Origin of the sequence: Bythopirellula polymerisocia, from assembly GCF_007860015.1 — a bacterium.
Classification (GTDB): domain Bacteria; phylum Planctomycetota; class Planctomycetia; order Pirellulales; family Lacipirellulaceae; genus Bythopirellula; species Bythopirellula polymerisocia.
Map to the genome: position 1 here is coordinate 511,303 of NZ_SJPS01000003.1, position 19,870 is coordinate 531,172.

A 19,870-nucleotide genomic window follows, 5' to 3' on the forward strand; every position below is an offset into this window, starting at 1 on the left:
ACTCTTCCGCCATCTATTTCTGAGGACGACAGCTTTTTCTCAAATATCTGCAGCGAACATCCGTCATGCTTGTAGCTCCTAGCAATTTCGTCCCCCCCATATTAGCCGAGCAAACCACTTCTCCAGCAGCATTGATCTCCAGCAGTTAGCCGAATGGTACAAATAATTCAGTAGGGCAGAAGAGTGCTTGTCGAAAAACCGACGCGGTCATCTTCGTCATTTGTAATTTTTCTTCATCTCCTTTCGTCTTTCTGACTGATCTTGATTTCCCCTTGGTCCAGAACGTCTGGCTCGTCGCCGGTAAAGGCTGCGACGCCTATCTTTAATAACGTCACGAGTTTGTTGTTCTTGGGATCCCAGTAAAAAACGTCACTAGGCTCAACCTTGAGTGCAGTCAAATTCGGGTCGTCAACGCCTTCAAACCAAGCATCGTCCGTAGAGCTATAGAGCTCTCTGAGAATAACCTTGTCAGTCGAGATTGTTGTCTGGCCGAACACATTCATAAACTGCATCGCACCCGTATTGGAATAGATTAAGTGGACGTGTTTGTCCGCAATGATGTTTTGATTGTGCTGACTATCCTTACCGCTTAAGAACCAGATATTCCCCTCGTCATCAACCTTTTTTGTACTCATGGGCACCATGTGAATGGGCGTAGAACCAAGTTTGGTGGCGAGCATAGCAAAATCAATCCCTTCGGCAAGTTTCTTGATTTTTTCCTTGGCCTCAGCGTTGTAAAGGTCTTTTTTACTCATAATTTGTCTCCATGCTTTAATAGTAGGTGTCGTCCTCTGGCCATGCGGCGACTATCGATAAACTTCAAGCCCAAGTCCGCCCGTCGGTCGGCCTTGTAAACGGTGACTGGTACATTCACCAGCCCGAACGTGATACGACCTTTCCAGATTGTCGCGCCATAAGAGAATTCTTCATGAAAAGGGAGAAATAGGTCCATTGCAAATAGATAGATACTTGTGTCAGTCCAACACGATTTAGAGATAGTGATCCATGCAATTATGTAAACGCAACTGATTCTAATCACATCACTTTGTTTGATTGCTGCTCATTTGAAAGCGAAAAATTGCAGCAATTGGTTTGTCGAGTTGATTTTTCTTAACAGAATAAACATCCCCGCCGTTACGCAGTGTGGCCACGACGGCTGAATTTATCTTGTCTTCGCCCGTGGAGACACGATTGGTAAAAGCATCTGAGCTTTCGCTGCTCTTCGATGTCCACCGTTGTTCGTCTTCCACCGTCAAGAGCGTTTTGACTTGGCCTTGCTCGGCGGCAGGCAGCACCACGTCCAAGTCGTCGCTACCCGACTGCTGAGAAACTGCTGTGCCAAATTGCTCAAGCAACTCTTGGCGATGGGCATCAAATAACTTTTCGACGAGCGGCCACGCCTTCTCGTGCAATTGCTCGCCGCTGAGATCGTCAGGATTGCCTCGCACTGGTTCATCGACCAAAGCGTTGTAGTCGCAGGTGTCTTGGAAGATCGGGAAAAGATACTCTACGCCTGCAAATACCAGCGGAACGCGCTCCGTGCCGAAGAATGCATTGAGGGAGTCGTTGATGTGGTGAAAAAACTGTTTTATCTCGTCTTGCTTCTTGACATCAGGATCGCTGCCCCCGTGTCCATGGAACATCGCGTCGCCGCCGCGCGAAGTGCTGTGGGCCTGCAAGCTTTTTTGATACTCGTCGATGTTTAGAGCCGAGCGAAGATTCTCGGGGAGGTCAGCATCGGGGACCTCGTTGACGCTCGACTTCGTGCCGAGAAACATGCGCAGTTCGTTTTGACTAACCGCCAGGAGGTAGAAACGGCCATCGTTCTGTTGTAATCGACAAAGGGGTCGAACATGGAACTTGTCCGAGCAAAAGCAAATGGTGGGGACATTTTCCGGAATCCTCCAACGTCGGATCTCCTTCCCATCAAGGAAGATTGCCAGTCCGTCGCTTTGGTGTTGCCACCAATCGTCATCATCTTCCCAGGTTCTTAGTTTTTCGATCTGGTTCCAGATTGGGTTCCCTTCCGTTAATTCAGACTGCAGCCGAGTAGTAGCATGATTAATAAGATTTTTGAATCGAATCCGATTCTGCTGAACTTGGCGTCCAGTTCTCTCTGTTGGCATGTAAAGCGACACTAAGCTGGGGCCAGTACGCTCGACGAGGGCTGAAAGGTCTTCTTTGCTAAAGCTATCCATGTTAATCATTGCTACTTCCGAAGTATTGAATAAACTGCTTGTAATCACTTTCGATCGTCGTCGCCATTCGATCCATTTCGCATTGAAACCCTTCTTCCCCCGAGTCTTTGGCGAATAGGAGCCATCCCGTCCCGTAGGTGAGGGTCATCAAGTGCCCAGAAACTAAAATGAGCGAGCATCTCTGGTCTCCTTAACTACAAGCTTCAAGCGTGCTGTTCGGCATGAACGCCTTCGGCAAACTCTTCGATCGCCTTCTGACAGAAAGCAGGCAGATCGTCGGGGTTACGACTCGTGACCAACCCCTGATCGCAAACACATTCCTCGTCCACCCAGTTAGCACCAGCGTTCTTCAAGTCCGTCTGCAAACTAGGCCAGGAGGTAACTTTGCGTCCTTGGACCACATCGGCCTCGACCAACGTCCACGGGGCATGACAGATCGCCGCGACCGGCTTGCCTTGTTTGAAAAAGTCCCGCACAAAATCTACGCAAGACTCGTTTCTTCTCAGCGTGTCGGGATTAGCGAGGCCACCGGGTAGGACTAATCCGTCGTAGTCCTCAGCGGAAACCGAGTCGATCGTTTTATCAACAGTGAACATGTCACCTTTGTCAAAGTGATTCATGCCTTGAATGGCGCCAGTCTTAATTGAGATCAGCTCGACATCGGCATCGGCATTTTTGATCGCTTCCCAAGGCTTGGTGAGCTCGACTTGTTCAAAACCATCCGTTGCCAAGAAGGCAATCTTTTTTCCAGTTAGCTGTTTTTGCGACATTTTCAATCCTTCTATTTGAGCGTAAAACTAAAGTACGGTAGACATCGGGGCTGCTTACAATGGAGGCGCAGGCTCCGCAGGGGGAACGTCCTGCGGTTCTGGCACTGGATCGTCGAAGGGCGAAGGAGCCGGAACATCGTGTGGTGATGGAGCCGGCACATCTTGCGGATCGGGCGGCTCTGGTGGAAGAGGATTTGTAGGCAAACTCCCCGGTTGCTTCCGAGGGATAGAGACAAGCGCCGAGTGAGTCCTCACAAACCGATTTCGCCTTAAATTTCTTCTTCGACTATAAATTCTAGGGTTACAAGTCATGATTTCTCCTCCACCTATTGCTAAGAGAAGCGACGCCGAGACTGCAACTAACTCGGTATTGCGATCCCCAATGCTGCTTCAAACTCTTCGACCTCTGCAGGCAAAAAACGCCTGCTATGACGTCTTAAGTGGTTCCCCGCAGCATGTGAGCTCAGGACAGCCATCCTTGCAATTGCAATCGGCAGTCACCTTCAACTCCATCCCACACTTCTCACACTTGTATGTCTCACCTTTTATGGGTTTGGTTGCTATTTGAGTAGCCATCAGTAATTCCTCCTGTAAATGGTTAGTTGTAAAGTGAAATCCTATTCAAACAAAAGCAATTTGCATGCCGGTTAGGAAGGCTTCCTCAATGTTGCCTTCTGATATATGCCTTGACAGCATTCGGACAGAATGTCCTTCGCGATGTTGGTTTCTGAGCCGTCACCTTGATGGTTCAACCGCCATCGTCGTTATCCCGGAGTTATGGCCATGAGTCAGGCAGTCGAAAAAGAACTCGGTCCTTTCATGTCCGAGCTCAAGATTCGAAATCCTCACGAGAAGAAGTTTCATCAGGCTGGACTTGAACGAAATCAGAATGCCATGCGGTTCAGTTGGTCGCGGGAAGAAGTGGACGAGCGATTGCAGCACAACATGCAAGCAATCCACAAGCGATGCGTCGACCACGGCACTACCGATGGCAGAGTGAACTATACCGACGAGGCCAACATCGCCGACTTGAAAAAAGTCGCCGACGCGATGCTTTCCTACGAAATCGTTTATGACCGCGCGGGCGAGAGTTCTTGAATATGACTTGCACCAAGCTCGCGTGGCGGTTCGAGGTCGAGTATCATCATGCAAAGCGGTGTCACATCGACGCTCCGCATCTTTTCTGGCAGCGTAATCGAAGGAGGCAATCCCGCGGCGATCAACGGAGACGTTGAATCCAAAGCATGCAAAGAACCATGAGAACCTCCCTCGTAGCAGCTTGTTTCCGGCAAGCAGAATTCGCGTCCTAATTTCGCAGTGACCCAGATGCTGCCACTTTGATGAAAAAAGGAGGCCGCAATGCGTTCGAAAGAGTTTGGATAGTCACCCCAGCGAATTCTACCTGAGGAGTCGACCGTCGCATCGAGCGCAGCAAGGTCTCCAGCCCAAGTCCAGTGCGTTCCATAGTCGTCCTTCCCCAAACCATTTTCATGATTTGCGAGAGAAAACTGCAGGCGTCCGCGCTCTTGGGTGACGACATGAAACTGCACGTCTTTGGCTTCGAGTCCTTCATCAGAATCGCACCATAGGATCTGATCGACCCCTTCCTCTTCGAGTAGACGCTCGATTATCGGTTGGCGGTCTTCCCAAGAATCAATCTGAAAATATATCTGGGCGGCTCGCATGTTGGGGCAGACCATTACATCGTCGCCACTCTGCCAAGCCGCACCAGCTTTGGCGAGCTGATAATCCTTGAGCACTTCATTCAAATCAACCGCAGCCTCGTCAGCCGACGAAAGATCGCTCTGACTATGATCGCCCGTGATCACAATCGCAAACTCTTCAAGCATTTTGGACAATCCGCCATGGATTTCGAAGAGATGACCCAAATGCTGGTCAATTGCTTCGAGATCTACTTCCGCGTCAAGAGGACCTCTTTCGTGGCTATCGAAATCATTGTTCGGGAAATAGGCCAGGGTAAACTCTGGTAAAGAGTCGAGTTCTGCCAACTGAAGCAGATAATCGGCAGTCGTCTCGTCGTGAAACCCAAAGCGTCGCGATATACCCCCGCGCGCTTGAATCCGTTCACCACGAGGAAGGAGGGTGTTGACGAAATCCCCCATGAACATCAAATGAGGTCCAGGCATTTTCTTTTCGTAATCGCCCGGAATTAGTTTGAATAAAAGAGGCCAGCTAATCTCATGATCCACGGTACCTCGAAACCACAACAGATTTATTACCGCATCCCGCAGATGCCCGTGCTTTTCCACCCTCTCAAAGATAGTTGGGACTGCGAGACGATCGCAATTCAATTTGTATTGAAAGTCCATCAGGTAGTGTCCAGCTCCTTCGTTAACGATCGCCCAGATATCCGTTCCGAAATATGCGACCTCATCTAGATCACGGTCATACCAATACGCACCCGCAATGCCATGTTCGCGAGGATAACAACCCGTGGCAAGCGAACAGGTTGCCGCTGGAGTGATCGAAGGGAAGATGGCAGTGCATTCAGCGCGCATCAGACCCGCATCAACCAAGCGAGAAAGGTTTGGTAGCCGCCCTGCCAGGAGAGCTGGTTCTACGACGCGCGTTGCGAGTGCATCGATAATGATCAGCAGGACTTTTTTCATGGCAGCGGCCGCCTCGGTCTTAGAGGCTCATTAGATTGAATCGATTTAATTGTCAGTCCTTGCCAGGCTTTTCCAAGACATCCTTGATATAGGCTTCTTCCACCCCAACTTTTGAGACCGCCAACAGAGGGGATGCTACTCCAGCCCCGAGGAACCCGAATAACACTCCCATGATTGCTTGGAATGCGATCAGGAGTGCCGGTGGAAGGGAAGCTTGTTTCTGTTGGATCAGGGGTGTGATGGCATAACTTTCAACGAGTTGTAACGCAATATATCCGAGCACGACAAGCAAAACAATCGTTCCTCCCTTGGGAAGAGCGAAGAGAATCGCCAGTATCAATGCTAAGGCAGGACCGATGTTGGGAATGAACGTCAATAGTGCCGTGACAACTGCCAATGTGAAAGCCATTGGCACACCTACCACCCTCAGCAAGAGGCCTGCACTTACGCCTGTAATTGCCATGGATGCAAATCGACCTAGTAACCAGTGCCAGAGGGTATCGCCCATTTGATTCATGATATCGCGCGTGCGTTCTTGTTTCTTCTGAGAAAACAGTTGGACACAGCCATCCCGGTAAGAGCCAGGATCAATTGCCAGAAAGAGTCCAACAAAGAAGATCAGCAGACTGTTCACAAACAAACCAAGAGTTGTCTTGAAGATTCCCGCGACGGCCTGCGCACTTCTCTTGGCAGTACTTTGCAGGGCACTCTGCTCCATCATTTTTGTTTGGGAGTCCGCTTCTTTCGAGACGGAATCGGATTCTTTATCAGAGGACTGCTTCTCGTCGTCAATCAACTGTCGCAGGAAGGGTGTTGACATTAAGACGGTCCTCAGAGGTGGATATTCTTTACTCCAATCGTTGAGATGCTGGATCCCTTCATCAGCTTGTTCCACAGCTTTGTTAATCCGAGTGTTAATCTGAACCCCGAAGATCGCACTAAATCCACAGAATAGGAGGATGAGAGTGCCGGTTACAGCCGCTAGGCTCCAGGAATACTTCAGGGGAGAGAATGCAGCCAACAGTTGGCTCACTCGCGAAAGGAATACGCCAAACACAATCCCCATGAACAGAATGAGAATAATGTCTGTCGCGAGCACAAACACCGTCGCACAGGCTGCGACGACAATCACACCGAATATTGCAATGCCGATGACCGTTGCGGAATGTCTTAGCGAATGTTCATTGTCGTGTTGCAAAGCATAACCCTCTGAGTCTGAAGCACACTTTACTACCAATGCCTACAGGCAACCAGGGTCTATCATCAAGTCTTTTTCGCAAAGTGTCGAAGCAACAACAGCACAAAGACCCCGCCAATAACAGCGCCAATAAAGCCAGCCGGCTGAATCCCTTGGTTAGAAATCCCAAACAGTAAGTGGGAGATTGCACCACCCAAGAACGATCCCGCGACCCCTAACCCGACCGTGCCAAAACAACCCATTGGATCTTTGCCAGGGGTCAAGAATCTCGCTAGAGCCCCAGCAATCAAACCGAACACACACCAACTAATTATGTTACCGATCACAGGCAGGCAATACCTTCCTTATCAACGTACGAAAAACACCGTCGCAGGCTTGCAGTGAGCATGCCCGCGACGGCTGGTTTCTTTACGCAAACTCTCGTTCACCGTCCTCTAGGTAGATCATTGGTTGCGCTGATTGCGGTCAACTTCAACATTCACACCTCGCCGATTAACATCGACGTCGACGTTTCCATCCCGATTTCGTTTTAGGCTATAGCGCCGATCGAGATCGTTTGCAAAATTGGAATCTGCAAAATTGGGCCAATTGTCCTGATTAAACCCTTTCGCTCCCTCAAGTTGTTGCTTAGACACATCGAGCGTCAAGCGATGCTCCTCGGGATCGTTTGGATCCTGGCTGCATTGAAATGCTTCCCAAGGGACAGCAAACATTTCGTCGCCTATCCCAATGAATCCACCATAGGTTACTGCAGCATAGCGAACCTTGCCCGTATTCGGGGCAAGTACAACGTCATTGATTTCACCTACATCTTCGCCTTGAGAATTGTAGATGTTCATGCCAATGACATCGCTAGCCCGAACGGTCTTGCCCGTCATATTAGAATTGCTACTGCGATTCTGATTGGCGCGATTTGAATTTGCATTCGCGTTCGTGGTAGTTTGGGCTTGGACTATCGGCATGCTCGTGATGAGCATTGCAATCGCAGCACCGGCCGCGAATCTAGATATATATTTCATGATCTTATCTCCATAAAGTGAAAATACGTTTCGAACCTACAACAACATGCTGCAAGTCGCCCCTCGTTTCCTAACAACTGCAGGATTTCTCAAATTCCTTCACTTGTTTCTCGGCCTCTTCTTTTGCGATTCCATATCGCTGCTGAATCTTGCCGGCCAATTCTTCGCGTTTGCCGTCGATCACATCGAGGTCATCGTCGGTGAGCTTGCCCCATTTCTGTTGAACTTGGCCTTTGGATTCTTTCCATTTTCCTTTGATCTGGTCCCAATTCATCGTCCTTCTCCTTTCACAAGTAAATAGAATCGCCTTAAAGACGATTTTCAAATGTTGCCCCATCACCTTTGAAGGGGCGGTGATTTAATGTCCGAGTTCACCTCGATGTTGTTGACAACACGACGTACTCCCGGAACTTTAATCGCAAGCGTTTGCGCGATCTGCTTGAGGTAATACGAATTCAATACTCCTGTAAAGTAGATCGTCGACCCCTGAGCATCGCATGCGACGTTTGCAAGTTGTGGATACCCAAGCCCTGCGAAGGTTGCTTTTACGCGTTCCACTAGTTCAGTCGGATCGGTAGTCAAGTGAATATCGACCGCAGATGTCATCATGAATCCCTTACTAAAACTCTGCCGGTTAGAAGTCGTAAGCAAATACTCATTCGCAAACGATCGCAACTGGTCACGAAACGGTCTACTTGGTCATTGCCAGAAAATTGAGACTTCGTTCGGCAAGTCGTGTCAAATGCTGATTGGCATGGCCCTCTTCGTTGAGCGTTTTTTGAAGTACATCGGCTGCCTTGTGTTCACCCAGTTTTTCCGCATAGGCGCGGGCTGTTCCGTAGCCTGCCATTTCGTAATGCTCCACTCGCTGTGCAGCACCTACAAGAGCCGCATCACGCACCTTAGGGGGGATTTCGCCTTTCACGATCTCTTCGCCCTCTTTGATCAAGCCTTCCATAGCGGCGCACTTGTGGCCACCTGGCTCAAAATCGAGGTCGCGGAAGATCCCCTCCAAACGTCTCAGGTGCTCTTTCGTTTCCTTTAAGTGAGATCGAAACGCTTCTTTTAGATTTGAGTCCGAAGCAGCAGATTCCATTTTTGGAAGCGCCTCCACGAGTTGTGTCTCGGCGCTATGAAGATCTTTGAGCTCGTGAACGTAAAGCTTTTGTAAATTGTCGAGTTTCATGGCTTACCCTTTCATGATAAATGTTCAGCAAGATGAGAGTGCTGTTGAAGGAATAAGATGCACATCACATGCCAATCTTGAAAATCGTGATTTTCCCTGTTCGCGTTAAGGAAGAAGAAGGCGCCGTGTTTGATCGAAGATCAGTCTGGTCGATGAACGTTCATAGGCTTTGCGTTCAAATTCCACAAAAAAGCGAGCCCACTTGGAGCTCGCCCTTTTTGAATTCGAGTGTGTAAGTAAAACAATCTTTCTGTATTACTCGTTTGGTTTGGGGTCCCTGCTGACCTCGACATCGGTATCGCCTGTCTCTGGATCTCGTTCAACCTCGATCTCGCCGCGAGGGGTTTCAATATCCAGGACTTTTTCTTTCCGTTCACATCCACTAAACGCGGTTAATGAGACGGCAAATAAAAAGACAGCACCAAATCGCATGGTAAGGTTACGTAGACAATTCATTTTTTCTCTCCTAGGTAATTCAAAGAATGTTGAGGATAGGCAAAGCCAAAGTGGCTACTTGGGTAGGTTCAGATTCTACCCATGAGCACAAGTACTAGCAGGATGACCACGAGCAATCCCAACCCGCTTGATGGGCCATATCCCCAATTGCGGCTGTGGGACCAAGCAGGGACGGACCCCAGTAAGAGCAACACGAGAACGATCAACAGGATAGTTCCGAGCATCACTTTTTCTCCAGAGTGAAAAGGAACAGACAACACATACTAGTAAGCCACTGCATTGGCGGAGAATCCCTTTGAACTCTGCTGCATTGCGACAAAGTTTCGCTTTCTTCGGACAATGCAAACTTTGCGCCGTTTCCAAACTCCCAATCTTCTCGTGTCAGCAACTACAGCAAATGCCAATTTGTCGCCGTAAGTGAAGAGGACTCCCCTCAATCTATGGCGGAATAGCTGCCATTACGGTCGTTTGGGGACCAATACCCTAAGCGCTGGCGAGTCAATATTTTCATTAATTCACGCCTAGAGGAGTGCCTACATCTACTGATGAGAAGGCTCTATTCTGCAATTGTCAATCTGGCACGCGTAATGCATTAATCTCGATTCCATTAGTCTGTACTAGTCACGTTTCCAAATTCAAATCGACCATTTGTGGAGAATAAACAATGTTCAAATTCGCGAAAGAAAAGACTGGCAAGGTAAAATATGCGTTGCTTGGGTGGCTTATCGGATTGCCCCTACCTATAATACTAATCTTGTTTTTCTTCCGCGGATGCGATTTTTAGGAAGACTGATAACCAATATCTTGAACAAGAGACACCGATCATGGACAAGCCACAACAAGAAAAACCACGACCCGTACGTGCCGGGGTTTACAAAACGCTCGCTAAGGCTGAGACTGCCTTCCGTTCGTTGCAAGAAGCTAGTTTTACAGCAAAGGAACTCACCGTCATCTGCAGCAACGAACAGCAACAGAAACATTTTCCCAATCAAGTTGCCAAGGAGGGGGATCCTACCTCAACCAACGCGGCCGCGACAGGAAGCGCTCTAGGTGGCCTGATTGGGGGAGTTACGGCTGTTGCGGGGTTGGCAACCATCGCAGGGATACCCGTTGTAGTGGCGGGCGCACTGGCAAGTGCTTTGACTGGCGGCGTCGTGGGCGGGTTAACAGGAATGATGATCGATCGAAGCTTCGACCAGGAGGCAGCCGACTACTTCGACCAGGCAGTTTCCGAGGGCAAGATCCTCATCGCCGTGGAACCTGAGGATGCTAATCCTGAACGACTCAGCACCGCAGCCACCTTGCTCCGCGAAGCAGGTGCCGAACCCCTCTCGCTCCTGGAAGGCTGAGAGGTGAAGAAATGGGGGAAGTTACCGGTTTTCCTCCTTCCTTCTTTCCCTATTCGCCACTTTCCTCTACCACGGCTTTAACTTCCAGCCGAGCACGAATCCAATTCCCAGGCACCACAGGGCAGCTACCTCGGGCTTTTCGCGTGCGTAGGTTTTGGCGTATTCAATCAGATCGACCGTGGGTTGTAAATCACAGGTCCCTTGAGCGCCCATTTTCTGATTTGCGGTAGAGCCGCTGGTTTGAGACTTTGCACGGGTTGTTGTGGTAGGCATAGATACCTCTCAAGATTCAGTTTTAGTGAAAGTTAAATGCTTAAATCAATGCATTCGGTGTAAATTTGAAGTAACGATTTGGGTCAGAAAAACGTTTTACGAGATGTTGGTAGCGGCAGTTCCTCCTCAGAACTGAGAGTGGATTTTAGCCAGTCAACGTTTCGCGTCAGCTCCTCACTAGACCGATTCCAGGCGGTCAGACATTCCTTAAATTTCCACCAGCCAAGGCTGATGGCAATAGCGCTCGCGAGAATACCGCCCCCGGACACCATTCCCAACGCCTCCATGCGAGACCAGCCGTTGTTTTCTATCAAAGCTTCTGCCACTGCGAGCATGGCCAAAGGCAAAGCAGCCACCAACAGAGCAAGACCAATCGCGGCCAAAATCAGCGTGCCCCAGAGGATGCGGCTCGCCGCTTTCGAATCCAACTTAAACAACTTGAATTGTAATTCTGCCAAGTCCAGCGCATCCCGGGCCAACGTGGAAAAACTTTTCTGCACTCGCGGTGGATAAGGTGCGGCCCCGTTGGTTTCGCTCATTTTCTTTTCCCCAACCAACCCAAAGTTAATCCTACTGCAACTGCAGATATCACCAGTGCAGCGGGGTGCTTTGTGACGAACCGCTCGACCTTCTCTACCCAGGCTGGTGACGCAGTGTTTTCGACCTGATCATCTCCAGCTTGGCTGGCAGTGGCTTGCCAGAGCCTATTGTGTTGGTCAATTTCAAGCCGGTTAGACGACATGGGTCTCTCTCACAATGTGTACTAGGGTGTTATATTTTCATCTGGGCTGCGCGCCCGCATAGGTTGAATCGTGCTCAGAGTCATTTGCCGACCGCTTCTGAGATGCTTGTTCAAAAGCTTGGCTCAGAAAATTCGTGGCATAACTTACGGCAGCACGCGATCCCATCGCCAAGGCGACCGCAAATAGTTTATTTGCCCATGACTCGCTCTTAGGATTGGTGATACCTTGAGGGGCCAACATAATCTTCCCCTCCTTTGCTAGCTGCCTGAGCATGTCGACATCCGACACGACCTTCTCAACCCGACGGGGTACGGCTAAGTAACCGACTGCCGTGGCAGCTCCTAGCGTAAGCCACGGATGACTACTGACCAGGTAACGCCAGTCCGTCTTAGCACGAACACTCGAAGCCACCCGCTCGACATCGAAATCAAGCGAATTACGCAAAGTTTTCATCCGTCTCTGAATCTCTTCGGGGTCCATTTCAGGCGGCATAATTCAATCTCGTTTCAAGGTCTATCGATGGATTCGCTCACTCAATGCATCGGGAACCATGGCGCCGATTTTACTTAAAAAACGGTTTCCCATATTCTCGGCAGTCTCGCGGTTCCACCAGTGGGCCGATTGTCGAGAGCCTCCGATAGCTGTTCCGATCAAAATGCCGACTCCCAGACCTGAGGCCAAAGCAATCAGCATGGAACTTCCGGCATTGTCATGCACAACATGTTGCATACGATCCACACCTTTCGCGGCGTAGTACTGCCACTCGCCGGGACGAGCATCTGGCTTCTGTACCTGTTGCGAAGAACTCTCTAGTGTTTGAGTAGACATTTTCTACGCTCCTCCTGACTTTGTAATAAGTAATTGCGGTAAGATCAACGTGACCGCAGCACAAGTCCCACAATGACACCCGCGATCAAGCCGGTCCCAAACGCGACTGCTAGCGATTCGGCAGGACGACGCTGCACCAATTGCTCGGCGCCGGCATAACCTTCGCGAACTCGGTCACGAACCTGATCGGTTACATCGCTGACCGACTCGTTAGCCTGATTGAAATATTCACGGGCCATATCCTTGGCTTGCCCGTACACGCCGGTGCATTGCTCCGTTAACTCCTCGACAGCCTTTTCAACCTTGGCCTTAGCTTGCCCCGTCTTCTGCTGAATAAGCCCTACGAGTTGTTCATAGTCGCCTTGGACTTCCTGCAATTCATCGTCGGTCAATTGTCCCCAATGCTCACGAATGAGACCTTTGAGTTGATTCCAGTTACCGATCATTTGTTCTTGAGTTGCCACTTTGACGCTCCTTCTGATTGAGTTGGTGGATGGGGTAGCAAGTCTGCATTATCGCCTGGGAAAGGAAAAATGCGAATACCTGCGCTCATACTCGATTATTATTCAATTGTAGTTTATTAGAGTGCATATTGCGCGCCGGACACTCAGCCGCATTTTCTTGGGCTTTCAATCCATTCAATCAATTTATGTGCCAAATTTTGAGTTGTGTGGTGGTTGCTCGGCGCCCAAAGTGGACTTTCTTAAACCACATTGCGGTCGTAATTCAGGCAGTGAGAATAAGTTCTCTAGGCTAAGAATTTATTCAGAGAGAATGACCGAGGTCCAGTAATGAAAGGTCCTAAGAAATCTCACATAGCAATTTCGCTAGAAAAATTTCAGAAAATGCCTTGCGAGACGTTTCTGGCCCCGATATTGCACTGGAATAGGCAAATAATTTCTTCGGCGAGCCTTTCCTACTATCTTGCGAATTCCTCAATTTCACGATGCCCACCGCCGTTCCAACATTGACTCCCCAAGCCCCGTGCTGCGGCGGGATCGTCAATGAGGTGGATCAGGATAAACCAGCATTGCCAGAGCCAGTCATCCCAGAGATTGAGTCCACGCAGAATTCCCCACAGAACAGTGACGCGGAATTTCAAGATGCCGCCCATAGCTGGGACCTGAAGGATGCTCTTCTCGCTACGCTCGCAGTCCTGGCAGTCTTTTATACGATTTACTTTACGCGCTCGATTCTCTTTCCAATCACGCTTGCGGTATTACTGAATCTAGTATTCAAGCCGATTGTATTGCGAATGCAAGACTTTCGCATTCCGGCAGCGGTCAGCGCCACATTCATTTTGGTCGCCTTTGTAATAACCGTAATCGCAGGGATTTGGCTTCTCTGGGAACCTGCCAATCAGCGGATCGCACAGATCAGCTCCCCTGGTTATGTCGCTCGCTTGAAGGAGAATCTCAAGCCGCTGCAAAAACCTTTCAAGGGCTTGAATGAGGCTAGCAAAAAGATCGACGAAATCACCAACGTTACAGACGAAGATACACCCATCAAGGTCCAGAACGGTACAGATGAAGATACACCCATGAAGGTCCAGCAAGTGCAGCCCAAACTCGGCAGTATGCTGAACCTCACGGGTAGTTTTGTTGCCAGCGCTGTGATCGTATTCGTACTGCTTTTTTTCTTGCTTGCTGGCGGCGATCGCTTCTTAGAGAAATTGGTCGTCTTGATGCCAACTTTTAAAGACAAGCGACGAGTCGTCGAGCTATCACGGGAAGTCCAACATCGGATTTCACACTACTTGTTTACCATAACTGCCATCAATGTCGGCTTGGGCATTGCCATTGGCATCGGCATGTGGGCCATCGACTTGCCGAACCCGGTCCTCTGGGGCGTAATGGGAGCAATGCTCAATTACATTCCTTTCGCAGGCCCAGCCGTCGGGGCTTTGATCGTCTTCCTCGAAGGGCTTGCCGATTTCAACTCGCTTGGCCATGCCGCCTTGGCACCGGCGATTTACATTGGGCTCAATGCTTTGGAATCTAATTTCTTCACCCCTGCCCTGCTTGGAAAGTCGATCAGTCTCAATCCCGTGATGATCGTATTGGCCATCTTTTTCTGGGGCTGGCTCTGGGGAGTAGGTGGAGTATTGGTAGCCGTGCCACTATTGGTTGTGTTGAAGATTTTCTTCGACCAGTCCCAGGTCCTGGCTCCCCTGGGCACATTTTTGGAGAAATAAATGAGTTACCCGATTCTCACGAAATGCCTCGACCCAGCGCGACGCACGAAGAGGAGCCAGTTGAATCCCGCCGCGATGCCAGCTGGCATGAGATTCGCTCACTTTGTTGTTTGTTTACAGGAGGGTATTCGAATTTTAGGTTAAGGAGAACTAACGATGCTTATTCTAACTAGAAGGTCCAACGAAACGATATGTTTACCAGAATTAGGAATTGAGAATCGTGTTCTGCAGCAACGCGGACAGAATGTCTCTCTTGGAATTGAAGCACCACGGCAGGTGAAAATTCTACAGGGAGAACTTCTTGAAGAGGAGTCTGGAGAATCCAATTCATTCTTTCAATTCCACGCAATCCACCGCTCCGCATGATACGATGTATGTAGTAGATGCATAATGGATGTGATGGACATGAATTCTATTATTAAGGCCAGCAACGTGATGCAACAACACCGACCCGGACTATCAATTTATGATTTGAATGCTGCTCTGGAGCGCCTGGGTGGGAGCCGTGAACTTTTGTGCGACATGATTGGCTTCTACCTGGAAGACTATCCTGTCCTAATTGAGCGCATTGAAGATGCGGCCGATGCTGGCGATCCGGTCACCTTAGCGAGAAATACCCACAGCTTGAAAGGCTTGGCGGCAAATTTCGACGCTATGCAGGTGATTGCAGCTGCTGAGGCAACCACTCTTGCAGCGCGGAAAAGCGTCGGATTGGTGCCTGAGAAAGAAATTGCCACCCTTTCCAAAGCAGCCTCCGAACTTGCCGAACATCTTCAATCCGCTCTAGAAGATGACGAATCAGACTGAACTGTGAGCAATTATCCGCTCGCTACCGCCTCACGCAAATGACAAGGTTGAGCAGAATGTCTCACACTAGCATTGCTCAACAGGCACCGAATCCGCTTGCTCGTCCTTGGGTTGCTCATCCTCATCACTGACCGTGACTACCTGTTCAATCGAAATCCCCAACGAGCGAATCTTATTACGCAGACTGCCACGCGTAATTCCCAGAATCCGGGCAGCTTCCGATTGATTACCCTCCGTATGCCGTAATAAGATCGTCAGCAGTTGCGTCTCCATCTCTGCCAAAGTTTCCGCATAGAGATCGGTACTTTCGTCGGCGAGACGATCCTCAACAAAACGGGCCAGACCGCCATCGGCACTTACCCCAGAACCCTTACTGCTCTGATTTGCAGATTGCTTTTCCTTGAACAAGTCCTTACCAAGTGCCGATTTCAGTAAGACGGTACCTGAGCAATACAGCAGCGCCCGACGAAGCACACTTTCCAACTCGCGCACATTACCTGGCCAGTCATATTCAAGCAACGCTGTTTGGGCGTCCGGTGCAATTCCGCTCACTTCCTTATTCAGTTCCTTAGCTAGCCGTGCCAGAAAGTGCTCGATTAGCAGGATGCGATCTTCTCCGCGATCTTTCAGTGGCGGCAAATTGATCGTGTAACCATTGAGTCGATAATAAAGATCCTCGCGAAACTCGCCCTTGCGGCACATTTCTTCAAGGTCCTGGTTGGTGGCCGATATGATCCTCGCATCGGTTTCGATCGTCTCATTTCCACCTACACGCTCAAACTTTTGCTCCTGGAGCAAACGTAATACTTTGCCCTGCACACTAGGGGACATGTCGCCGACCTCATCGAGAAAGATCGTCCCTCCGCTGCATTGTTCAAATTTCCCAATCCGCCGACTATGGGCACCGGTAAACGCGCCTTTCTCGTGACCAAATAATTCGCTTTCAAGCAACGTCTCAGACAGTGCAGCACAATTCACCGCTAAGAAAGGACCCTTCGCCCTCGAACTGTGTTGATATATGGCGCGAGCCACCAATTCCTTGCCCGTGCCGCTTTCACCTCGGATTAAGACCGTGACACTTTGCGCAGCAACACGACCTATCGCTTTAAAAACATGTTGCATCGACTCACAGCGACCGACAAATGCGTCGTGTTTCTGCGCAGGGGTGAGCAACTCGTCCATTGCCACCGGCACGGTCATCATCCGTCGCGACTCGAGTGCTTGCTCAACCATACAGGTCAGCCGTTCCACATCAATCGGTTTGGGAAGATAATCAAACGCCCCCAGCTTCATTGCTTCAATGGCAATATCACTCGTATCGACAGCAGTGACAATGATCACTGGCATGCGTGGATCATGCTGCTTGAGTTGAGAAAAGAAGTCCATTCCTGACGCATCGGGAAGAACCACATCCAAGAGCACCACATCGGGAGGGGACTCAGTCAATTTGGCCATCGCTTCCTCTGCCGAGGCAGCCGATTCAATGTCGAGGTCAAATTCTTCGAGCGCCCGCCGAACCAAGTGATGAATCGAACGATCGTCGTCTATAGACAGCAGCCTGGGCATGGGCATCAGATTTTAACAAACTAGTGAAGGGGTGGTACAATCGGACAAACTTTTGGAGTGCAATTCATGATACTCAATTGGGTTCCTGGCAAATAGACTTTCCCATAGATTGCTATGAAATTCTAAAGTCACTCGATACATCAAGAACGGTCAAATCCTGGTTCCAATCGTTGGTCACAGATCAACCGCACTGGCTCCTTTCGGCCCAATTGGAATAGGATTTTAGCGTGTTTGCCAGCATTTTAGTAACGTTGTCACCCGGAATCTCTCTGGTACGAGACTTGCAACCTTCTTTCTGGTAACAGCAGCGGAGCAGGTCCGACTGCATTATACAATCGACGAAACAAGTCGCTATTCAACGAAAGGTTAGGTATATCATGTTAAGTTGGGCCCTCACATTTTTAGTCATTGCACTTATAGCTGCAGTTCTCGGTTTCGGCGGAATCGCCGGTGCCTCGGCAGGTATTGCTAAAATCTTGTTTTTAGTCTTCTTAGTCCTCTTTGTCGTTAGTTTGATTGTTCCGCGATTGCGGGGCGGAGTCTAACACTTCTCCGGCTTGACTTGTCGGGAACACAGCGGAAAGGGGCCAGTCCAGGAAGGAGGATGAAATGAGCATTCTAACCAAAAACACGGAGTGCAATTTGGAACCTGAGTTCGTCAGCAACCTGCAGACGCTCCATCAGGCAAACATAGATAGCTCTAAGGGGTTTAAAGAAGCCGCTCAGGATGTGAAAAACTCGCAGCTGGCTGCTAATTTTCTTAAGTGGTCTCAAGAGCGAAGCCATCAAGCACTCGAATTGGCTGAACTGGTTGAGATCAACGATGGCGAAGTGAATCGCGAGGGAACTTGGCTGGGAAGTTTGCATCGTGCCTACATGTCGCTCAAGGCGGCGGTAAGCTCTGACGACGACCATGCTATTCTCGCAGAAGCTGAAAGGGGAGAGGATTACATCAAAGAAGCCTACGAAGATCTCCTTAAAGAATCTCCTGGCACCGCTGTCAACGACCTCTTGCAGCATCAATATGCCAGCGTAAAAGCCACCCATGATCGGGTGCGTGTTCTACGAGATGCCTGTAAGAGTTGCTAATTCCTGCTCCAAACTGTGGAGCAGCGACTTAAGCAGCAGACAGCGACGGGGGCCCCCGTCGCTGTCTTTGTTTTCCAGCCGTGCCGCAACGCAGCACACGGTATCCGCCATAATAAACAACTCGAAGGCATGTAATTTGCATCATATTCTGATGGGGGGCAAACAACATGCCTCCAGACATCTTGCCAAATGGTTTGGCATAAAATAGGAAACTGTTCTAAAAGTAAGGATCAAGAAAATGAGAAAACGATTATTAACAATTGGATGTGCTGCATTGGCAGCCTTGTTCGCCATACCAACGGCGTCTGCCCAACAAAGCAGTGGACCGATTCGCGAAGGAGTTCGGGGTGTTGCCGAAGGAACCGCCCAGGCGGTTCGGCGTACTGGTGAGGTAACTCGAAACGTTATTCGTGGAACCGCAGAAGGAACCGCTAATGCTGTGCGTCGAACTGGTGAAGCGGCCAGAAATTTGGGAGAGAATACCCGTGACCGTTTACGCGGCGATGGAGACTATCAACGGAATAACCAGTCTTACAATAACAGCCAAAATCTGAACAATCAGATCGATGGCCAGTATCAGGGCGAATATCAATCGGGTTATCGTGGTGCCGAAGGACAGGGTCAAAACGACGCCCAGAATCAGCCCATGCAAGCCGGCGAGGGCCAATCGAATTCTAACCAGGGAACTACTCACTCTGGCCAAGTCTATCAATTGCGGCACGACGCATCGGGTCGGGAATTCATTTGCATGAATGGACAGCGAGTCTATTTTGAAAATGACAATCAGAGCAGTGCGAATGCCCAACCGACTACTCAACGTGCTATGTATGGCTCGGAGGAGAGCTTTCAAGGCCAGAATGCTGATCGCTCAAGTGAGAGTAATCAGGATCGACCTGAGTTGAACCAAACTGGTCAAGACAACCATGACTCGGTGCCACCCGTCCCACAACCGGAATCGGCCAATCCGAATCAACCTTTGAACAGTGCGGATCAAGCGATTGAGAATGACGCCAATCGAAATGATCGCGATTCACAGGCGATTGAGAAAAACAGCCCCCAGGACGAGCAATCAACCCAGAAGGACGTTGCCCGTAGTAAAGGTGACTCTAAGGATTCCGCATCTGACAAACAGAAAGAATCTGACAATTAGTTCGGGGTTGTCAATTTACCTGTGGCAACATTCCGTATAAATCGAAGCCACCAGTTTCTAGGAAGGGTAACTGGTGGCTTTCTTTGTTATCGACTAAGCGGCCCGGTAGGAAATCTTATGTCAGCCATCAAGCTGGTCTACATGGCGATTCACGAGGCGTCCAAGAAGTGGACCATACCGATTCACCACTGGAAACCAACGCTGTACCACTTCGCCATCATGTATGAAGGACGCATACCCGACTTGGGCTAGCAAATGATGCGACCTGGTAACGTGCCACAGAAATCTTTACAGGCCCGCGCAACGGACGAGATCAGTCTTGACGAAACCGAGAAAATTCAAATTTGAAACAGCCTAAACATGTTTCCTCGAAGTGGAAAACGCGCGACAAAAGTTTTGCAATCAATTTGATTT

The 19,870-nt window shown here is 49.7% G+C and carries 28 protein-coding genes; 9 read left to right on the forward strand and 19 right to left on the reverse strand.

Features of this window, described 5'->3' with window-relative positions:
• Positions 1-233 precede the first annotated feature (233 nt).
• The 4 genes from Pla144_RS11630 to Pla144_RS11640 all read right to left on the reverse strand — a co-directional run bounded on the left by Pla144_RS11630 (position 234) and on the right by Pla144_RS11640 (position 2,968).
• Positions 234-755 carry a pyridoxamine 5'-phosphate oxidase family protein gene (locus Pla144_RS11630; RefSeq protein ID WP_146450839.1) on the reverse strand — a complete coding sequence of 174 codons (522 nt, stop codon included), beginning with the start codon at positions 753-755 and terminating at the stop codon, positions 234-236.
• Positions 756-1,040: 285 nt separating this feature from the next.
• Positions 1,041-2,207: a baeRF7 domain-containing protein gene (locus Pla144_RS11635; protein ID WP_146450840.1), complete on the reverse strand. Its 1,167-nt coding sequence runs from the start codon at positions 2,205-2,207 to the stop codon at positions 1,041-1,043.
• Positions 2,200-2,346, reverse strand: a complete 147-nt coding sequence (locus Pla144_RS24590) for a hypothetical protein (protein ID WP_197530600.1) — start codon at positions 2,344-2,346, stop codon at positions 2,200-2,202. The genes Pla144_RS11635 and Pla144_RS24590 overlap by 8 nt, the downstream gene beginning before the upstream one ends.
• Positions 2,347-2,401: 55 nt before the next feature.
• Complete coding sequence (locus tag Pla144_RS11640) at positions 2,402-2,968, reverse strand: type 1 glutamine amidotransferase domain-containing protein (protein ID WP_146450841.1); 567 nt, start codon at positions 2,966-2,968, stop codon at positions 2,402-2,404.
• Between the two features lie 783 nt (positions 2,969-3,751).
• Here Pla144_RS11640 and Pla144_RS11645 point away from each other — a divergent pair.
• Positions 3,752-4,066 (forward strand): hypothetical protein, encoded by a 315-nt coding sequence (locus Pla144_RS11645; RefSeq protein WP_197530601.1) that lies wholly within the window; start codon positions 3,752-3,754, stop codon positions 4,064-4,066.
• On the opposite strand, the gene Pla144_RS11650 is transcribed toward Pla144_RS11645, so the two are convergent.
• From Pla144_RS11650 to Pla144_RS11690, 9 genes are all read right to left on the reverse strand, one after another.
• A complete protein-coding gene (locus tag Pla144_RS11650; RefSeq protein WP_146450843.1) occupies positions 4,039-5,598 on the reverse strand; it encodes an alkaline phosphatase family protein in 1,560 nt (519 codons plus the stop codon). The genes Pla144_RS11645 and Pla144_RS11650 overlap by 28 nt on opposite strands.
• A 52-nt stretch (positions 5,599-5,650) precedes the next feature.
• Positions 5,651-6,796: an AI-2E family transporter gene (locus Pla144_RS11655; RefSeq protein WP_197530602.1), complete on the reverse strand. Its 1,146-nt coding sequence runs from the start codon at positions 6,794-6,796 to the stop codon at positions 5,651-5,653.
• Positions 6,797-6,861: 65 nt separating this feature from the next.
• On the reverse strand, positions 6,862-7,038 hold the full coding sequence (locus tag Pla144_RS11660; protein WP_231936337.1) for a GlsB/YeaQ/YmgE family stress response membrane protein: 177 nt from the start codon (positions 7,036-7,038) through the stop codon (positions 6,862-6,864).
• A gap of 201 nt (positions 7,039-7,239) precedes the next feature.
• Positions 7,240-7,815, reverse strand: coding sequence for a PRC-barrel domain-containing protein (locus tag Pla144_RS11665; protein ID WP_231936315.1), 576 nt, complete (start codon positions 7,813-7,815; stop codon positions 7,240-7,242).
• Positions 7,816-7,885: 70 nt separating this feature from the next.
• Positions 7,886-8,089 (reverse strand): CsbD family protein, encoded by a 204-nt coding sequence (locus tag Pla144_RS11670; RefSeq protein WP_146450846.1) that lies wholly within the window; start codon positions 8,087-8,089, stop codon positions 7,886-7,888.
• A gap of 62 nt (positions 8,090-8,151) precedes the next feature.
• Positions 8,152-8,424, reverse strand: a complete 273-nt coding sequence (locus tag Pla144_RS11675) for a BON domain-containing protein (RefSeq protein WP_146450847.1) — start codon at positions 8,422-8,424, stop codon at positions 8,152-8,154.
• 82 nt (positions 8,425-8,506) lie between these two features.
• Positions 8,507-9,001 carry a YciE/YciF ferroxidase family protein gene (locus Pla144_RS11680; RefSeq protein WP_146450848.1) on the reverse strand — a complete coding sequence of 165 codons (495 nt, stop codon included), beginning with the start codon at positions 8,999-9,001 and terminating at the stop codon, positions 8,507-8,509.
• A gap of 255 nt (positions 9,002-9,256) precedes the next feature.
• Positions 9,257-9,457, reverse strand: coding sequence for a hypothetical protein (locus Pla144_RS11685; RefSeq protein WP_146450849.1), 201 nt, complete (start codon positions 9,455-9,457; stop codon positions 9,257-9,259).
• Positions 9,458-9,525: 68 nt separating this feature from the next.
• Complete coding sequence (locus Pla144_RS11690) at positions 9,526-9,681, reverse strand: DUF3309 family protein (protein WP_197530603.1); 156 nt, start codon at positions 9,679-9,681, stop codon at positions 9,526-9,528.
• A gap of 600 nt (positions 9,682-10,281) precedes the next feature.
• Between Pla144_RS11690 and Pla144_RS11695 the strand changes: the two genes are divergently transcribed.
• A complete protein-coding gene (locus Pla144_RS11695; RefSeq protein ID WP_146450851.1) occupies positions 10,282-10,806 on the forward strand; it encodes a hypothetical protein in 525 nt (174 codons plus the stop codon).
• A 66-nt stretch (positions 10,807-10,872) separates the two neighbouring features.
• On the opposite strand, the gene Pla144_RS11700 is transcribed toward Pla144_RS11695, so the two are convergent.
• From Pla144_RS11700 to Pla144_RS11720, 5 genes are all read right to left on the reverse strand, one after another.
• The gene (locus tag Pla144_RS11700) at positions 10,873-11,079 is read right to left on the reverse strand and encodes a hypothetical protein (protein ID WP_146450852.1); all 207 of its coding nucleotides are present in this window, start codon (positions 11,077-11,079) and stop codon (positions 10,873-10,875) included.
• An 83-nt stretch (positions 11,080-11,162) separates the two neighbouring features.
• Positions 11,163-11,618: a phage holin family protein gene (locus Pla144_RS11705; protein ID WP_146450853.1), complete on the reverse strand. Its 456-nt coding sequence runs from the start codon at positions 11,616-11,618 to the stop codon at positions 11,163-11,165.
• A gap of 240 nt (positions 11,619-11,858) precedes the next feature.
• Positions 11,859-12,314 carry a hypothetical protein gene (locus Pla144_RS11710; protein WP_146450854.1) on the reverse strand — a complete coding sequence of 152 codons (456 nt, stop codon included), beginning with the start codon at positions 12,312-12,314 and terminating at the stop codon, positions 11,859-11,861.
• A gap of 21 nt (positions 12,315-12,335) precedes the next feature.
• The gene (locus tag Pla144_RS11715; RefSeq protein ID WP_146450855.1) at positions 12,336-12,650 is read right to left on the reverse strand and encodes a hypothetical protein; all 315 of its coding nucleotides are present in this window, start codon (positions 12,648-12,650) and stop codon (positions 12,336-12,338) included.
• Positions 12,651-12,694: 44 nt separating this feature from the next.
• Positions 12,695-13,114 carry a CsbD family protein gene (locus Pla144_RS11720; protein WP_146450856.1) on the reverse strand — a complete coding sequence of 140 codons (420 nt, stop codon included), beginning with the start codon at positions 13,112-13,114 and terminating at the stop codon, positions 12,695-12,697.
• Between the two features lie 482 nt (positions 13,115-13,596).
• Here Pla144_RS11720 and Pla144_RS11725 point away from each other — a divergent pair, with 482 nt between their 5' ends.
• The 3 genes from Pla144_RS11725 to Pla144_RS11735 all read left to right on the forward strand — a co-directional run bounded on the left by Pla144_RS11725 (position 13,597) and on the right by Pla144_RS11735 (position 15,651).
• The gene (locus Pla144_RS11725; RefSeq protein WP_146450857.1) at positions 13,597-14,844 is read left to right on the forward strand and encodes an AI-2E family transporter; all 1,248 of its coding nucleotides are present in this window, start codon (positions 13,597-13,599) and stop codon (positions 14,842-14,844) included.
• A gap of 156 nt (positions 14,845-15,000) precedes the next feature.
• Positions 15,001-15,210 carry a carbon storage regulator gene (locus tag Pla144_RS25550; protein WP_146450858.1) on the forward strand — a complete coding sequence of 70 codons (210 nt, stop codon included), beginning with the start codon at positions 15,001-15,003 and terminating at the stop codon, positions 15,208-15,210.
• Between the two features lie 24 nt (positions 15,211-15,234).
• Positions 15,235-15,651 (forward strand): Hpt domain-containing protein, encoded by a 417-nt coding sequence (locus Pla144_RS11735; protein WP_146450859.1) that lies wholly within the window; start codon positions 15,235-15,237, stop codon positions 15,649-15,651.
• Between the two features lie 66 nt (positions 15,652-15,717).
• Here the strand turns inward: Pla144_RS11735 and Pla144_RS11740 are convergent, their stop codons facing one another.
• On the reverse strand, positions 15,718-17,217 hold the full coding sequence (locus tag Pla144_RS11740; RefSeq protein ID WP_146450860.1) for a sigma-54-dependent transcriptional regulator: 1,500 nt from the start codon (positions 17,215-17,217) through the stop codon (positions 15,718-15,720).
• 377 nt (positions 17,218-17,594) lie between these two features.
• On the opposite strand from Pla144_RS11740, the gene Pla144_RS11745 reads away from it, so the two are divergent.
• The 4 genes from Pla144_RS11745 to Pla144_RS25305 all read left to right on the forward strand — a co-directional run bounded on the left by Pla144_RS11745 (position 17,595) and on the right by Pla144_RS25305 (position 19,708).
• Entirely contained in the window at positions 17,595-17,762 is a 168-nt protein-coding gene (locus Pla144_RS11745; RefSeq protein WP_146450861.1) for a DUF1328 domain-containing protein, read from the forward strand.
• 64 nt (positions 17,763-17,826) lie between these two features.
• Positions 17,827-18,306, forward strand: a complete 480-nt coding sequence (locus Pla144_RS11750) for a PA2169 family four-helix-bundle protein (protein ID WP_146450862.1) — start codon at positions 17,827-17,829, stop codon at positions 18,304-18,306.
• A gap of 238 nt (positions 18,307-18,544) precedes the next feature.
• Positions 18,545-19,456, forward strand: coding sequence for a hypothetical protein (locus Pla144_RS11755; protein WP_146450863.1), 912 nt, complete (start codon positions 18,545-18,547; stop codon positions 19,454-19,456).
• A gap of 117 nt (positions 19,457-19,573) precedes the next feature.
• Positions 19,574-19,708: a hypothetical protein gene (locus Pla144_RS25305; RefSeq protein ID WP_261342322.1), complete on the forward strand. Its 135-nt coding sequence runs from the start codon at positions 19,574-19,576 to the stop codon at positions 19,706-19,708.
• Positions 19,709-19,870 lie beyond the last annotated feature (162 nt).

What these genes read in the sequence shown, in the direction of transcription:
- Pla144_RS11630 (WP_146450839.1), bottom strand. Translation starts at nt 755, where the DNA reads ATGAGTAAAAAAGACCTTTACAACGCTGAGGCCAAGGAAAAAATCAAG.
- Pla144_RS11635 (WP_146450840.1), bottom strand. Translation starts at nt 2,207, where the DNA reads ATGATTAACATGGATAGCTTTAGCAAAGAAGACCTTTCAGCCCTCGTC.
- Pla144_RS24590 (WP_197530600.1), bottom strand. Translation starts at nt 2,346, where the DNA reads ATGACCCTCACCTACGGGACGGGATGGCTCCTATTCGCCAAAGACTCG.
- Pla144_RS11640 (WP_146450841.1), bottom strand. Translation starts at nt 2,968, where the DNA reads ATGTCGCAAAAACAGCTAACTGGAAAAAAGATTGCCTTCTTGGCAACG.
- Pla144_RS11645 (WP_197530601.1), top strand. Translation starts at nt 3,752, where the DNA reads ATGAGTCAGGCAGTCGAAAAAGAACTCGGTCCTTTCATGTCCGAGCTC.
- Pla144_RS11650 (WP_146450843.1), bottom strand. Translation starts at nt 5,598, where the DNA reads ATGAAAAAAGTCCTGCTGATCATTATCGATGCACTCGCAACGCGCGTC.
- Pla144_RS11660 (WP_231936337.1), bottom strand. Translation starts at nt 7,038, where the DNA reads ATGGGTTGTTTTGGCACGGTCGGGTTAGGGGTCGCGGGATCGTTCTTG.
- Pla144_RS11665 (WP_231936315.1), bottom strand. Translation starts at nt 7,815, where the DNA reads ATGAAATATATATCTAGATTCGCGGCCGGTGCTGCGATTGCAATGCTC.
- Pla144_RS11670 (WP_146450846.1), bottom strand. Translation starts at nt 8,089, where the DNA reads ATGAATTGGGACCAGATCAAAGGAAAATGGAAAGAATCCAAAGGCCAA.
- Pla144_RS11675 (WP_146450847.1), bottom strand. Translation starts at nt 8,424, where the DNA reads ATGATGACATCTGCGGTCGATATTCACTTGACTACCGATCCGACTGAA.
- Pla144_RS11680 (WP_146450848.1), bottom strand. Translation starts at nt 9,001, where the DNA reads ATGAAACTCGACAATTTACAAAAGCTTTACGTTCACGAGCTCAAAGAT.
- Pla144_RS11685 (WP_146450849.1), bottom strand. Translation starts at nt 9,457, where the DNA reads ATGAATTGTCTACGTAACCTTACCATGCGATTTGGTGCTGTCTTTTTA.
- Pla144_RS11690 (WP_197530603.1), bottom strand. Translation starts at nt 9,681, where the DNA reads ATGCTCGGAACTATCCTGTTGATCGTTCTCGTGTTGCTCTTACTGGGG.
- Pla144_RS11695 (WP_146450851.1), top strand. Translation starts at nt 10,282, where the DNA reads ATGGACAAGCCACAACAAGAAAAACCACGACCCGTACGTGCCGGGGTT.
- Pla144_RS11700 (WP_146450852.1), bottom strand. Translation starts at nt 11,079, where the DNA reads ATGCCTACCACAACAACCCGTGCAAAGTCTCAAACCAGCGGCTCTACC.
- Pla144_RS11705 (WP_146450853.1), bottom strand. Translation starts at nt 11,618, where the DNA reads ATGAGCGAAACCAACGGGGCCGCACCTTATCCACCGCGAGTGCAGAAA.
- Pla144_RS11710 (WP_146450854.1), bottom strand. Translation starts at nt 12,314, where the DNA reads ATGCCGCCTGAAATGGACCCCGAAGAGATTCAGAGACGGATGAAAACT.
- Pla144_RS11715 (WP_146450855.1), bottom strand. Translation starts at nt 12,650, where the DNA reads ATGTCTACTCAAACACTAGAGAGTTCTTCGCAACAGGTACAGAAGCCA.
- Pla144_RS11725 (WP_146450857.1), top strand. Translation starts at nt 13,597, where the DNA reads ATGCCCACCGCCGTTCCAACATTGACTCCCCAAGCCCCGTGCTGCGGC.
- Pla144_RS25550 (WP_146450858.1), top strand. Translation starts at nt 15,001, where the DNA reads ATGCTTATTCTAACTAGAAGGTCCAACGAAACGATATGTTTACCAGAA.
- Pla144_RS11735 (WP_146450859.1), top strand. Translation starts at nt 15,235, where the DNA reads ATGGATGTGATGGACATGAATTCTATTATTAAGGCCAGCAACGTGATG.
- Pla144_RS11740 (WP_146450860.1), bottom strand. Translation starts at nt 17,217, where the DNA reads ATGCCCAGGCTGCTGTCTATAGACGACGATCGTTCGATTCATCACTTG.
- Pla144_RS11745 (WP_146450861.1), top strand. Translation starts at nt 17,595, where the DNA reads ATGTTAAGTTGGGCCCTCACATTTTTAGTCATTGCACTTATAGCTGCA.
- Pla144_RS11750 (WP_146450862.1), top strand. Translation starts at nt 17,827, where the DNA reads ATGAGCATTCTAACCAAAAACACGGAGTGCAATTTGGAACCTGAGTTC.
- Pla144_RS11755 (WP_146450863.1), top strand. Translation starts at nt 18,545, where the DNA reads ATGAGAAAACGATTATTAACAATTGGATGTGCTGCATTGGCAGCCTTG.
- Pla144_RS25305 (WP_261342322.1), top strand. Translation starts at nt 19,574, where the DNA reads ATGTCAGCCATCAAGCTGGTCTACATGGCGATTCACGAGGCGTCCAAG.